The sequence below is a fragment of the Phycisphaerales bacterium genome (genome assembly GCA_020852515.1).
GTDB lineage: Bacteria > Planctomycetota > Phycisphaerae > Phycisphaerales > UBA5793 > UBA5793.
Map to the genome: position 1 here is coordinate 1 of JADZAS010000033.1, position 11,841 is coordinate 11,841.

Annotated in this window: 15 protein-coding genes; all 15 read left to right on the forward strand. The window is 65.3% G+C overall.

Annotated features, from left to right (window positions below; translation table 11 throughout):
- Positions 1-806 precede the first annotated feature (806 nt).
- The 15 genes from IT430_19130 (at position 807) to IT430_19200 (ending at position 11,805) form a co-directional block, all read left to right on the forward strand.
- Positions 807-980 carry a hypothetical protein gene (locus tag IT430_19130; protein ID MCC6910053.1) on the forward strand — a complete coding sequence of 58 codons (174 nt, stop codon included), beginning with the start codon at positions 807-809 and terminating at the stop codon, positions 978-980.
- A 15-nt stretch (positions 981-995) separates the two neighbouring features.
- Complete coding sequence (locus tag IT430_19135) at positions 996-1,199, forward strand: hypothetical protein (GenBank protein ID MCC6910054.1); 204 nt, start codon at positions 996-998, stop codon at positions 1,197-1,199.
- 75 nt (positions 1,200-1,274) lie between these two features.
- Complete coding sequence (locus tag IT430_19140; protein MCC6910055.1) at positions 1,275-2,711, forward strand: phage portal protein; 1,437 nt, start codon at positions 1,275-1,277, stop codon at positions 2,709-2,711.
- Entirely contained in the window at positions 2,683-4,752 is a 2,070-nt protein-coding gene (locus tag IT430_19145) for a hypothetical protein (protein ID MCC6910056.1), read from the forward strand. Before IT430_19140 ends, IT430_19145 begins: the two co-directional genes overlap by 29 nt.
- Before the next feature lie 51 nt (positions 4,753-4,803).
- On the forward strand, positions 4,804-5,541 hold the full coding sequence (locus tag IT430_19150; protein ID MCC6910057.1) for a DUF2190 family protein: 738 nt from the start codon (positions 4,804-4,806) through the stop codon (positions 5,539-5,541).
- Between the two features lie 32 nt (positions 5,542-5,573).
- Positions 5,574-5,957, forward strand: a complete 384-nt coding sequence (locus tag IT430_19155; protein ID MCC6910058.1) for a hypothetical protein — start codon at positions 5,574-5,576, stop codon at positions 5,955-5,957.
- A 31-nt stretch (positions 5,958-5,988) separates the two neighbouring features.
- The gene (locus IT430_19160) at positions 5,989-6,204 is read left to right on the forward strand and encodes a hypothetical protein (protein ID MCC6910059.1); all 216 of its coding nucleotides are present in this window, start codon (positions 5,989-5,991) and stop codon (positions 6,202-6,204) included.
- Positions 6,201-6,623: a hypothetical protein gene (locus tag IT430_19165; protein ID MCC6910060.1), complete on the forward strand. Its 423-nt coding sequence runs from the start codon at positions 6,201-6,203 to the stop codon at positions 6,621-6,623. The genes IT430_19160 and IT430_19165 overlap by 4 nt, the downstream gene beginning before the upstream one ends.
- 89 nt (positions 6,624-6,712) lie before the next feature.
- On the forward strand, positions 6,713-7,141 hold the full coding sequence (locus tag IT430_19170) for a hypothetical protein (GenBank protein ID MCC6910061.1): 429 nt from the start codon (positions 6,713-6,715) through the stop codon (positions 7,139-7,141).
- A 42-nt stretch (positions 7,142-7,183) separates the two neighbouring features.
- Positions 7,184-7,783, forward strand: a complete 600-nt coding sequence (locus tag IT430_19175) for a hypothetical protein (GenBank protein ID MCC6910062.1) — start codon at positions 7,184-7,186, stop codon at positions 7,781-7,783.
- A gap of 47 nt (positions 7,784-7,830) precedes the next feature.
- Positions 7,831-8,316 carry a hypothetical protein gene (locus IT430_19180; GenBank protein MCC6910063.1) on the forward strand — a complete coding sequence of 162 codons (486 nt, stop codon included), beginning with the start codon at positions 7,831-7,833 and terminating at the stop codon, positions 8,314-8,316.
- 20 nt (positions 8,317-8,336) lie between these two features.
- Positions 8,337-8,546 carry a hypothetical protein gene (locus IT430_19185; protein ID MCC6910064.1) on the forward strand — a complete coding sequence of 70 codons (210 nt, stop codon included), beginning with the start codon at positions 8,337-8,339 and terminating at the stop codon, positions 8,544-8,546.
- Positions 8,543-9,001, forward strand: a complete 459-nt coding sequence (locus IT430_19190; protein ID MCC6910065.1) for a hypothetical protein — start codon at positions 8,543-8,545, stop codon at positions 8,999-9,001. The genes IT430_19185 and IT430_19190 overlap by 4 nt, the downstream gene beginning before the upstream one ends.
- Complete coding sequence (locus IT430_19195) at positions 8,998-9,444, forward strand: hypothetical protein (protein ID MCC6910066.1); 447 nt, start codon at positions 8,998-9,000, stop codon at positions 9,442-9,444. Before IT430_19190 ends, IT430_19195 begins: the two co-directional genes overlap by 4 nt.
- Positions 9,445-9,456: 12 nt before the next feature.
- Entirely contained in the window at positions 9,457-11,805 is a 2,349-nt protein-coding gene (locus IT430_19200; GenBank protein MCC6910067.1) for a phage tail tape measure protein, read from the forward strand.
- Positions 11,806-11,841 lie beyond the last annotated feature (36 nt).

Sequence of the window (11,841 nt, forward strand, 5' to 3'; positions counted from 1 at the left end):
GTTCCACGCGTTCCCGAGGTAGTAGTCGAAGAGGGTCTGATCCATCTCGGTCGCCGCTGACCTCTGGATCGTGTCAGCCAAGGATACGATGTGGCGAAGTGCGTCTACGCGCTGCGCGATCCATGCGGTATCGACCCATGTCCCTAGGGTGTCGATCGCTGTCGTTGCAGGTTGATCGGAAAGGGATTCCGTGCGAAGGCAGATCTCAATGACAGAGTCGAAGTCTGACATTTTGTCTCCGGATTCACGGTTTTCGGCTGTACACACGTCCATTTTGCCATTCACTTCGGGTAGACGGTTTGTCGCAAGCGCCAAAGAAGAGCCGTCACGGGAAACGGGATCGAATCAAGCGATTCTACCGGTATGACGATATCGCCCCCGCCCCTCCCACCCGCAATCCCTGGGCCTTTCATCCGTCGGTACCTGGCGGATGGACCATGTGCTTCTATCTACGAATGACCTTGCCGACTCGTGATCGAGTTGCGCTTTGTCCCAGCTCCCAAGCTGGATGATGCGGTGCAGGAGGCGTGGATGGCGCACACGGAGGCATGGCCGACCGCGACCGCGGTGAATACGTACTACCAGCGGCAGGTGCGGTGCGGCTTCGATAGTCGCGATCTACTCCAGATGCGACTTTCGTACTTGCGACGGGCGACGGCCGCCAAACCACGCGCGTTGAGCACAGATTCTGCCTTGATTCGTTCAGACCCGACTAAGTTCGCGGCGAATTCGTACTGTGGGCGCGCACATCCACTGTGGACGCACGAGATCATCGCAACATCTCACCGATTCCCCAGGAGACGTTCATGCCCACCAACCAGCGGAGGACCCGCGCCACCGGCATCTTCGTGTCTGATCGAAGCCGACGTGAGGCGCTCATCGAGAACGCGCGAGGCATCATCGCCTTCGGCCAGACCTCTGTCGACCTTCCGGAGAACCCCGGCGACATCAGCGCCCTTAAGGAGAACGCACGGCGCTAAAGCGCTGGAAACGCAATGGCTGAGACTCCGCTCGACGACGCGATCCGCGACAACGCCGGGGGCCCCAAGCGGGCCTCCGGCGACGCGGGGAGCGTGGAGCAACACTCGCTCAAGGACCAGATCGAAGCGGATCGCTACCTGAATTCGAAAAGCGCCGCCAAGACCAAGAACCTCGGAATCAAGATTACCAAGCTCGTCCCGCCCGGGACGACTGACTAACGCATGCTCAGTTTCCTGCGGACAATTTGGCGCGCGGATGCGCCCGCTCCGGCCCAGTCGCACCAGCGGCGATCGATGATCGCCGTTCCCCTCCGCCGACTCGTGCCATTCTCGGCGATCCGCGGGCGTTACGACGCGGCGGTGACCACGGACGGGAACCGCCGCCACTGGGCGAACGCTGACGGCCTGAGCGCCGACGCCGCCGCGAGTCCGGAGGTGCGGCGCGTCCTGCGCAACCGCGCCCGCTACGAAGTCGCCAACAACTCGTACGCCCGCGGGATCGTGAGCACGCTCGCCAATGACGTCGTCGGCACGGGCCCGCGACTTCAAATGCTCACCAGCGACCCGGAAGCGAATACGCGCATCGAGCGCGCGTTCATGCAGTGGTCCAAGGCGGTCGGCCTGGCCGCGAAGCTCCGCACCATGCGCAGCGCCCGGGCCGAATCCGGCGAATCCTTCGCGCTCCTGGCGCGGAACACGGGTTTGCCAACGCCCATCCAGCTCGACATCCGCCTCATCGAGGCCGACCAGGTCGCGACGCCCGATCTGACGCTGAGCGAATCCAATGCCGTCGATGGCATCGTCTTTGACGAGTTCGGCAATCCGGTCGAGTACCACGTCCTCAAGCAGCATCCAGGGGATGTTCGCTGGAGTGCGGGGCTGAACTACGCCCGGGTGCCGGCGGAATCGATGATCCACTACTTCCGCGCCGATCGACCGGGCCAGAGTCGCGGCATTCCCGACATCACGCCCGCGATCCCGCTCTTTGCCCAGTTGCGGCGTTTCACGCTCGCGGTGCTTGCCGCGGCGGAAACCGCCGCCGAGTTCGCCGGGGTCCTGCAGACCGATGCGCCGCCCAACGGCGAGGCGGAAGACATCGAGCCGATGGACACCATCGAGATTGAGCAGCGGATGCTGCTCACGCTGCCCGGCGGCTGGAAGATGGCCCAGATGAAGGCCGAGCAGCCGGCAACGACCTATGGCGAGTTCAAACGCGAGATCCTCAACGAGATCGCCCGCTGCCTGAACATGCCTTTCAATGTCGCGGCGGGCAACTCCTCGGGGTACAACTACGCCAGCGGCCGCCTCGACCATCAGACCTACTTCAAATCCAACCGAATCGAACAGGCGCACTTCGAGTGCACAGTCCTCGATCGCATCTTCGACGCCTGGCTCGATGAGGCGGTGCTCGTCGAGGATCTGCTGCCCCAGTCCATGCGCATGACCGATGCGCCTCGGAACCACCAGTGGTTCTGGGACGGCAACGAGCACGTCGATCCCGCCAAGGAAGCCAACGCACAGTCAACGCGGCTGAGCAGTCGGACGACGTCTCTGGCGCGCGAGTACGCCAAGCAGGGTCTCGACTGGGAGATGGAACTGCGGCAGATCGCCAAGGAACGGGCGCTGCTGCGCGAACTGGGAATCGAGGATGCGTCTGAGGCTGCGCCGGTTGGCGCCCCTTCACCAGTCATGGAAGACGATGATGAGCAAGACCAGTCCGACAACGCCTGAAACGCTCGCGCTGGGATGCGAGGTCGTCATCGAAGCTGCCGCGGCCCCCGAAAGCGGTGCCGGTGGCGAAGAGCGTCTTCCCCGCTTCAGCATGGTCGCGTACACCGGCGGCGCCATCCGCACCATGGGCTTCGCGTTCCCCGTCGTGGTGAATCTCGACGGGCTGACGATTCCCACACAGCAGCGGCCCGTGCGTTTCCAGCACTCGGCGCTCGAAGGGGTCGGGCATACGGAGCGCATCGCCATTGAAAACGGCAAGCTGATCGCCGAGGGCGTGGTGTCGCGGGACACCCCTGCGGCCCGCGAAATCGTCGCCAGCGGCAAGAAGGGATTTCCGTGGCAGGCGTCGATCGGCGCGTCGGTCGAGGAACTCGAATTCATCAAACGCGGCGTCTCGGTGCAGGTCAACGCCCGGAAATTCTCCGGCCCCGTCTACGTCGCGCACAAGACGGTTCTGAACGAGATCAGCTTTGTCGACCTCGGCGCGGACCAGCGCACCAAAGCGCGTATCGCCGCCGGGCACCAGCACACCAAGGAGAACGCTTCCATGTCCGATGAGAATGCCAGCGCTGCCCAGGAGACCAGCAGCGCGGAAGAGACGCAGAACGCCGGTGATGATTCGGCGCAGCGCGGCCGCCCCACTCGGATCAATGCCTCGTACCCCGGCAATGACCCGCTCGCCGAGATCGATCAGATGACGGCGCGGGCCCGCGCCGAGACCGAGCGCCGCATTCGCATCCAGGAGATGACGGCCGAAGTCCTGGCGCAGCGGCCCGAACTCGCCGATGAACTGGGCAAACTCGCGCACGCGGCGCTCGAGGCGGGCTGGAAGCCCGACAAGTACCAGCTCGAAGTGATGCGGCTGGGCCGCTCCTTCGGCGGGATCGGCGGGCCGCGTCGCCATGAGGCCGTGGTGAATGGCCAGATCATCGAGGCGGCGCTGTGCATCGCCGGTGGTCTCGACACCGAGACACTCGAGGCGGGTTTCACGGAGGAAATCCTCGGCAACGCGACGCGCACCTACCGCCACGGGCTGGGTCTCGTCGAGACGCTGCTGCTCTTTGCCCAGGCCAACGGGTATCGCGGCTACGGACGCAGCGATCTGAAAGGATTGCTCCAGTTCGCGTTCGCGGATGTGCAGGGCTCGGCCATGAGCACCATCAGCCTGCCGGGAATCCTGAGCAACGTCGCCAACAAGTTCCTGCGTTCCGGCTTCGAGGCAGTCGAGTCGACGTGGCGCGAGATTGCCGCGATCCGATCGGTGCGCGACTTCAAGCAGGTGTCGAGTTACTCGCTCACGGGCGGATTCGTATATGAGGAGATCCCGCCCGGCGGCGAACTCAAGCACGCCACCGCCGGCGAGACGGCGTACACGAACCAGGCCAAGACCTACGGCCGCATGTTCGGTATCGATCGTAGAGACCTTATTAATGACGACCTGGACGCCCTCACCGCCGTCCCGCGTCGCCTGGGCCGCGGCGGGGCCCTCAAACTCAACGAGGTCTTCTGGAAGGAATTCCTCGACAACGCCCTCTTCTTCGTCGCCGGCAACAACAACTACGCCGAGGGCGTGGACACGGCGCTGGGTATCGACTCACTCACGCAGGCCGAGCAGCTCTTCCTCGATCAGACCGATCCCGACGGCCACCCGCTCGCCGTGGCGCCGGTGATCCTGCTCGTTCCCAACGGTTTGTACGTCCCGGCGACGCAGATCATGAACAGCACCGAACTGCGCGATCCGGCCTCGACGAAAAAGACGCCGGTGGCCAATCCCCACGCGGGCAAGTTCCGCCCGGTGCGCTCCAGCTACCTGAGCAACGCGCAGTACACCGGTAACTCGACCAAGGCGTGGTACTTGCTCGCCGATCCCAACGACATGCCCGTCATCGAGGTCGCGTTCCTCAACGGCCAGCAGATGCCCACGGTCGAGAGCGCCGACGCGGACTTCAACACGCTGGGCATCCAGATGCGCGGCTACCACGACTTCGGTGTCGCCAAGCAGGAGCCGCGCGGGGGTGTGCGGATGAAGGGCGAAGCGTAATCACCGGCGCCGATTCCCCCTGACTGTGCATTCATCTGAAAGGAACAGAACGTGCAGGCCGTATTCATCCAGGAAGGCAGTTCAATCGACTACACCCCCGGCGGCGACGTCAGCGCCGGCGACGTGGTTATCAACGGCGACATGGTCGGCATCGCCAAGCGGGACATTCCCGCCAACACCACCGGTTCCCTCGCGACCGAGGGTGTGTTCGACATCGCCAAGGCCAACGAGGCGCTGAGTTTCGGAGATGATGTCTTCTGGGATGCCGATGGCGATCCCGTCGGCGGGACGGCCGGATCAGGCGCGGCGACGGCCACGGCCTCCGGCAATGCCTTCCTGGGCCGCGTCATCAAGGCGGCCGTGGCGGGTGACAAGACCGTGAGCGTCCTCGTGGTGCGCAACCGCGTGCCTGCGGACCACCTCGTCCTCTTCGCCGTGGAGGATCTCGCCGCCGCCGGCGATATCGCCACCCGCCCGATCTTCGCGCACCCGGGCGGAGCCGACCTAATCTCGGCGGGCATCCTCACGCAGGGCGCTCCCGCGGGCGTTGACGATGCGAACACGGTCGTCATCGCCCTCAAGGACGACGCGGGCAACACGATCGTCACGAAGACTTTCGACACCGCCAACCAGCCGCCTTCGAGCGATTTTGGAGACTTGGGCGCGCTGAGCGCCACGCACAAGATCCTGGTGGGCGACGAGCATGTCACGCTGGATGTCACACAGGGCGGCACGACTTCGGACATGCCCGCGTTCGTGCTGGTGATCAGGTACCGGCCCGCCGCGTGAAGCTGATGAGCGCGACACAGCAGGAGTAGACATTGGCGGATCTCCTTGAACAGGGCATGAGTTTCCTGGACCGCAAGCGGTACGAGCACATGACACGAACGGTGACGTACCAGCGCGGCAACTCGTCCGTTGAACTCCAGGCGACACTGGGGCAGACGAACTTCGAGCAGAGTGACGAGTACGGGATCGTTCAGAAGGTCGAGTCGCATGATTTCCTCATTCGCACCGGAGATCTCGTGCTCGACGGGGAGACCGTGCTGCCCAAGGCCGGAGATCTCATCCGCGACACGGCCGGCGCCAATGTCTTCGTCTGCGAGGTCAGTGCGCCAGGCAACGAACCGCCGTTCCGTTACAGCGATCCCTATCGCAAGGCCCTGCGCATCCACACCAAGCACGTCGCCACGGAGATCGCCTGATATGAGCGGCAACGCGGAAAGGAACGGGAGTGTGTGGTCGCGTTGGGCGGGCGTGGTGCTCACGGCCGTGATCGCCCTCTCGGCATTCACCGTGCAATGGGGCGTGGTCACGACCAAGCTCGATCATCTCGAGCGCCGCCTCGATGAGCTCATCGTCGAGGCGCGTTCACTGCGAACCGAGTACCAGTCAGTCGAGCGGCGGGTGTCCTATCTTGAGGGCCGTCTCAACGGGAGGGAAAACCCGTGAGCACTTTGGTTGCCCTGGCGGATGCCGTTGCTGCCTCTCTCAACGGTGCGTCATTCTCGATGCCATTCACGGCGCAGCGCCTGCATCAACCCTCGTTCGACCTGGCGGACCTGGCGACACTGCGCGTGAGCGTCGTTCCCAAATCACAGACCATCACGACGGCGTCCCGCGGGAACTCGTTCTTCGACTGCGCCGTGGACGTCGGGGTCCAGAAGAAGGTCGCCGACGACGCCGAGGTCGATGGGCTGCTTGATCTCGTCGAGGAGATCGCGGACCACTTGCGCCTCAAGCGCCTCGACGAGTACCCGAGCGCCGCGTGGCTCTCGATCGAGCATGAGCCCGTGGTGGCGGCCGAACACCTTGATCAGAACCGACAGCTCACGAGTGTGCTCACGGTGACGTATCGCGTGAAGCGTTGAGGACAGGGCGCTGCGAGGCGGCGCGCCGTGCAGAGAACGGCGCAACAGAGTCGATTCGCGCATCGAGCGCGGTGAGGTAGGAGAAAGCAATGGCCATTCGGCTGGGCATGGAAGCGACACTGAACTACAAGGTCGGCGGCCAGGCGGGGGGAGGCGCCTGGACGGAACTGACCAACACGAAAGACGTGACGCTCTCGCTCGAAGCCGGCGAAGCCGACGTCACCACTCGCGCCAACAACGGCTGGCGGGCCATCGTCGCGACGCTCAAGGACGCCAGCGTCGAGTTCGAAATGGTCTGGGACACCGGCGATGCGGGCTTCGCCGCGGTCCGAGACGCCTATCTCAACAACGCCGTCCTCGGCCTGCAGATCCTCGACGGCGACAGCGGCGAGGGACTCCAGGCGGACTTCATGATCACCGCCTTCTCGCGCAGCGAGGCGCTCGAAGAGGCGATCACCGTCTCGGTAACCGCCAAGGTGACTTACTCGGCGACGCCGCCGAGCTGGCTCACGCCCTGAAATCTCTGATGCAGTTCGCAACACGGACGGAGCAATGCACGCATGGACAGCAGGTTGACCATTTCGGGCGAGATCGCCGGGGCGCCGCTCAATTCGAGTCTCTCGCGCTCGGCCGACGGCGCGATTCGTCACGGGCCAATTACACTGCCCGCCGCGGAAGCGGGCGATCTCTCGACGCGCACCACCGACACGACCGGCGTGCTCACCATCGCCGGCACGGCGCTCTTGATCGGCGACACCATCGATCTCTACTGGGACGGCGGACGGCGCTACGACGTGGATGTCGACAACGTCGTCGGCGATGACGTCACGTTCTCGGGAGGAGCGGGGGACATCCTGCCCGCGGTGAGCACGGCGATCACCGCCGCCGAGCAGGTCGTGATCGCGACTGACTTTGACGGGGCCAATCTGGTGGCCGTCGGCGCCCTGTGCACAGCGCGCGGGCACCTGAGCTTCCAGGAGACCGGCGTCACTGAACTCTCCGTCGATCTGAATTCCCGTGAGGCGTGGTTCTGGCTCGATCAGTCGACGGCGCCCAACCCGCTCGTCTCCACCGTCGTCGGCGCCATCAAGGCCTCGCATGCCGGTTCCGCTGCGGCGGCGACGCTTGATCTGGGTGTGCTCTACGACTCGACGCCGTAACTGAATCCAGGTTCCTCTGACTGACACTCCTCGGACTCACTGCGCGCATGAAAACATTCACTGACAACGCCAAGCGCTCCTGGAACGTGGAGATCAACGTCGCCGCCGTCAAGCGCGTCCGCGATCTGGCCCAGGTAGATCTCCTCGAAATCGTCGATGGCAAACTCATCGAGCGCCTGATTCGCGATCCGATCCTTCTATGCGACGTCGTCTACGCGGCTTGCAAGCCGCAGGCGGATGAGCGATCGGTGAGCGACGAGGAGTTCGGCCGCGCCATGGCCGGCGACGCGATCGAACAGGCGACGGCGGCGCTGCTGGAGGAACTGGTGTCTTTCTGCCCGAGCCCGAGGGATCGCAAGAACCTCGGGCGGGTGCTGGAGGCAACCAACCGGGTGATGGACCGGGCGAGGGATCTCATCGAGCAGCGCCTGCAAAGCGGCCAGCTCGATCGAATGGTGGACCAGGCGCTCGCCAGTGCCACCGCATCATCTGGCAGTGCGCCGGCATCGTCGGAATCGACCCGGGCTCCCTGACGCTCAGAGAGCTGCTCCTCATGGCCGAGGCCAAGCGCCGTGAGCAGTGGGCGCGCACCAGCGCCGTGATGGCGCTCATCGCCAATACGCACCGCGACCGCAGAAAGGGCCGGCCATTGCGGCCCAGTGACTTCGATCCGTTCGCACGCCCGGCGCCCTTGGTCAAGGCGGATGTGCGTGTGCTCAAGCAAGTGTTCATCGACAACCGTGTTCCAGAGGGGATCCCATGAATCGCAGTTCCGTCATGTATGTCTTCGCGGCCGTTATGCTCTCACTCGTGCTCGCCGCCTGCGCCGGCTTTGACCTGGGCGACGTCGTCAAGGTCAGGACGCCCAACACCATCCAGCAGACCACCGGCCTGGCGTCGCGCATTACGCTCAACGAGGCCGAGGCCGAGTATCGGGCGTGGTTCGAGAACACCCAGCGCACGGGTTCGCAGTGGAAGGCCTCGATCGAACGAGCCGGCGAGATCCGGGGCTTGCTCAGTCAGCTCACGCTCTCGGCGCTCGACTCCGTCGGTCCGACCTTGGCCGGCGTACCGATCGTCGGCCCCGCTTTGCCGGCGCTGACGGGAATCGTCGGCCTCTTCATCGGCTCGGGTCGCCTGCGCAAGGAGAAGGAAGCGTCCTTCAACAAGGGCCTCAAGGAGGGCAAGACCCTCGGCGGGGACGTCGCCGCCACGTGATCGACTTGCGCCTCAAGCGGATGTTCTTCGACCGCCCGCGGGTGCAGCGGGCGGTCGATCGGGGCAGGCGGCAGGCGCTGTCAAAGGCCGGCGCGTTTATCCGCCAGCGGGCCCGCAGCTCGATCCGCAAGCGCAAACGATCGAGCCGACCGGGACAGCCGCCGTCCAGTCACACCGGACTGCTGCGCCGTTTCATCTTGTTCGGATACGACCAGCAGCGCGACTCGGTCGTGGTCGGACCGGTGGGATTCCGGCGATCGACAGCGCCCAGTGTGCTCGAGTTCGGCGGCCGCACGGCGGTCGAGTCGAGACGACGCGGACGGCAGCGAGGCAAGCGCGTCGTGCGCATCGCGGCGCGCCCGTACATGAAGCCGGCGCTGGAGAAGGAGAAGTCGAATCTGCCCGCGCTGTGGCGCAACAGTGTGCGCCCCTCGTCTGGTTGAGGCACTGCATTCATGGCCGATACGCGCGGCATCCGGGCGGGAAGGGCGTTCGTCGAACTGGGCGTGAGCGACAAGCTCACGGCCGGATTGAAGGCGGCCCAGCGCCGCCTTCAGGCGTTCGGCAGCGGCGTCCGTTCCATCGGACAGCGCCTCGTCGCGGCCGCGGCCATCGCCGCGGCGCCTCTGGCGATCAGCGCGCCGGTCTTCGCCAGCTTTGAGCAGAGCATGGCGCGAGTGCGGGCGCTCACCAGCGCCAGTGAGAAGGACTTCGAGCGCCTCTCAGACGAGGCCAAACGCCTCGGCGAGACGACGGTGTTCTCCGCGAGTCAAGCGGCGGATGCGATGGGCTTCTTCGCGCTGGCGGGTTTCAGCGTTGAGCAGATCCTCAAGTCCATCGGCCCGACGCTCAATCTCGCCGCCGCCGGTCAACTTGAGATCGCCCAGGCTGCGGACATCGCCGCCAAGATCATGGCGGGCATGGGGATCGAAGCTGGCCGCCTCGGTGATGCGGTGGATGTGCTCACCAAAGCCATGACCACCGCCAACACCGATCTGCTCCAACTCGGCGACGCCATGAAGTTCGTCGGGCCGATTGCCAAGAGCGCCGGCATCGCCTTCGAGGAGATCGTCGCGGCGATCCAGCTGCTCTCCAACACCGGCATCCAGGGCGAGATGGCGGGCACCACACTCCGCGGCGCCATCCTGGCGCTGACAAGCCCGAGCCAGGAAGCGGCGGACAAACTCAAGGAACTCGGCGTCCGAGTGCTCGACGCCGAGGGCAACGTGCGGCCGCTGGCCGACATCATTGACGACCTCAATCGCGCCATGGAGGGGATGGGCTCGGGGGAGCGCCTCGAAGTGCTCGGGCGCATCTTCCCCGCGCGGCAGGCGGCGGGTATGGCGGAACTGCTCTCTCAGGGAGCGGAAAAGCTCCGGGAGTACACCCGCGCGCTTGGCGACGCCGGCGGAACGGCCTCGCGCATCGCGGGTGTGCAGCTCAACACGCTCAAGGGACAGGCAACCATTCTCAAGAGCGCCCTCGAAGGCCTGGCAATCGCCATCGGCGAGTCACTTGTCGGGCCGCTGCGCGTGGTCGCACACTCCATCACGCGCGCCACCGCCGCGATGGCGCAATGGGTGCGCGAGAACCGCTCAGTGGTTGTTATCGCTGCGGCCTCGATACTTCTGGTGGGCGCGCTCGGTGCCACTTTGGTCGCAGTCGGTGTCGCAGCGCAGGCGGCGGCGTTTGTGCTTGGCGGACTTGGAAGCATCCTGTTCACGGCCAAGGCGGCGCTGCTGGCGGTCGGCGCCGCCGCGGGCGCCGTTCTTTCGCCCATCGGGCTGGTGATCACCGCCGTTGCCGCTCTGGGCGTCGCCGTCCTTGTGTCCAGCGGCGCCGCCGGCGGGGCGATCGGTTGGCTCGGCAAGCAGTTCGCGCAGCTGCGCGACGGTGTCACTCGAGTCATGCAGGGCATCTCCGATGCTCTCGCTGCGGGCGATGTGGCGCTGGCGGCCAAAATCCTCTGGCTGTCGCTCAACCTCGTGTGGCAGCAGGGGGTGGCGGCGCTGAATACCGCCTGGCTCACGGCGCGGAACTTCTTTATCACGACCGCCCAGAAGATGTGGTTCGGGGCGCTGGCGGCGGCGCAGATGGGATTCCACGCACTTGAGGTCGCGTGGATCGAGACGACCTCGTTCCTGTCAAAGACCTGGACGAAGTTCACGACGGGATTTCAGCAGATCTGGGAATCTGCGACGTCCTTTGTGGCCAAGCGGATGCTCGAGATCCAGGGGCTGTTCGATTCGTCTCTGGACGTCGATGCCGCCAAGCAGCTCGTCGATGAGCAGCTCGAGTCGAGACTGTCCGAATTGGACAGCCAGGCGCAGAAGCAGCTCGACGAGCGCGAGCGCAAGCGGCAGGAGCAGCGCCGCACTGCCGCCGAAGCCAATGAGGCCACGCTCGCCGAGATCGGCCGGCAGTTCGAGGAAGCGCAGGGATCACTTCGATCCGGCACCGACACCCGCCTCGCCGAAACCCGACGGCAACTTGAAGAAGCCCGGCAGCGGCTCGAGGAAGCGATCGCCCAGGCCAAGCGCAGCCGCGAGGAATCGCAGGCCGACGAGTCCGGCGGACCGCGATCGCCGGGACAGCTCGTTGCGGCGCTCGAGGATCAACTCGCTGGCCTGGGAGACGCGTTCGCGCGAGGCATCGAAGTGCGAGGGACCTTCAGCGCCGAAGCCGTGCGCGGCCTCGCCGCCGGCGACGACTCCGCCGAACGCACGGCGCGCGCCACCGAGCAGACGGCCCGCCACACCAAGCGCCTCGTCGAGGCTTCTACGAAGGGACTGGCCTTCGGATGAGCACGGAAGTTCAGGAACGCGGGATCAGTCGAACGA